The organism is Limnohabitans sp. 2KL-17 (assembly GCF_003063415.1).
Classification (GTDB): domain Bacteria; phylum Pseudomonadota; class Gammaproteobacteria; order Burkholderiales; family Burkholderiaceae_C; genus Limnohabitans_A.
In genome coordinates, this window is record NZ_NESK01000077.1 from 1 (window position 1) to 1,241 (window position 1,241).

The 1,241-nt window shown below is 58.8% G+C and carries 1 protein-coding gene and 2 pseudogenes; 2 read left to right on the forward strand and 1 reads right to left on the reverse strand.

Features of this window, described 5'->3' with window-relative positions:
* The coding region (locus tag B9Z45_RS16625) for a transposase (RefSeq protein WP_146180911.1) at positions 1-271 on the forward strand (271 nt) is incomplete at its 5' end.
* 143 nt (positions 272-414) lie between these two features.
* Positions 415-922 (forward strand): annotated as a pseudogene (locus tag B9Z45_RS16630) (IS3 family transposase); the annotation flags it as partial.
* 39 nt (positions 923-961) lie between these two features.
* Here the strand turns inward: B9Z45_RS16630 and B9Z45_RS17115 are convergent.
* A pseudogene (locus tag B9Z45_RS17115) lies at positions 962-1,129 on the reverse strand (IS3 family transposase); the annotation flags it as partial.
* Between the last annotated feature and the right edge of the window lie 112 nt (positions 1,130-1,241).

Genomic DNA, 1,241 nt, shown 5'->3' on the forward strand with positions numbered 1-1,241 from the left:
GAAGGCACTGATCGCATCCAAGGCACCACATGCGAACGACTTCACCAACCAGCGGGTGCGCAAGGGAGGTGAGGTTGACCCGGCCCTGCGCTCGAAGAATCGCAACAAGTCCAAGGTACGCGCCCGGGTGGAGCACGTCTTCGCAGTGGTCAAGCGGCTGTGGGGCTTCACCAAGGTGCGCTATCGCGGCCTGGCCAAGAACGCCACGCGCTCGTTCGTGGCCTTGGGTCTGGCCAACATCTACTTAGCGCGTGGACGCCGCATGGCATGAGTGCGTCTTCAGAGCGCGCAATGCGCGTGTCTGGCGTGAAAAGGCCAGAAATACGGGCCGAAATTGGGCCGCTTCGCCCATCACATCTCGCATCATGCAATCAACTAGCAACATATCGCTGAATTCGGTGGCTTGTTCAGCGTAGCCCTAACCAGGTCTGGACGGGAGACATCACCTATATCGCCACCGACGAGGGCTGGTTTGTACTTGGCAGCAGTGATAGACCTGTTCAGCCGACAGGTGGTGGGCTGGAGCATGCAGCCTCACATGCAGAGCAGCCTGGTGACAGACGCGTTAAAGATGGCATGGTTCCGGCGTCAGCCAGCGCCAGGCCTGATCTTCCATTCGGACCGAGGCAGCCAATACTGCGGGCATGAGTTCCAGGGCACGCTGGCGGGTTACAAAATGAGAAGTTCCATGAGCCGCAAGGGAAACTGCTGGGACAACGCACCTACGGAGAGTCTGTGGGGTCGCTTGAAGGTGGGCAGGCTGTACGGACAGAGGTTTGCAACCCGCAGGCAGGCAATGGATGAGGTGATTGACTGGCTGACGTTCTACAACCACCGGCGGTTGCACTCCACGTTGGGCTACGTCAGTCCGATGCAGTTTGAAAAACGCTGGGACGCGGCACAGCAATTGAAGGCCGCATAATGAAGTGGCTAAGCAGTACGTCAAACAGGGGCAGGTTCACATCTTGCGGCTACCGTAAAAGGGGTGGCGCGTGTACTCCTCATCAATCAGCCGCTTGAGCACCTCGTCTGCCTCGACAAAAAACACGGCTTTGCGCTTGACATAGACCGTCGTGCGCGAGACGCCAGCGAGCACGCACTGGCGCTTTTGCGACCCTGATGGCCACCCAAATTCCCCCACTTATGGCCACTTCAAAATCCCCCACCTGAATTGATCGGGGACAGGGGTTCAAAGCCGACACCGTCGGCACCTGTTGGCAGGACGCATGTTCTGGCCCTCC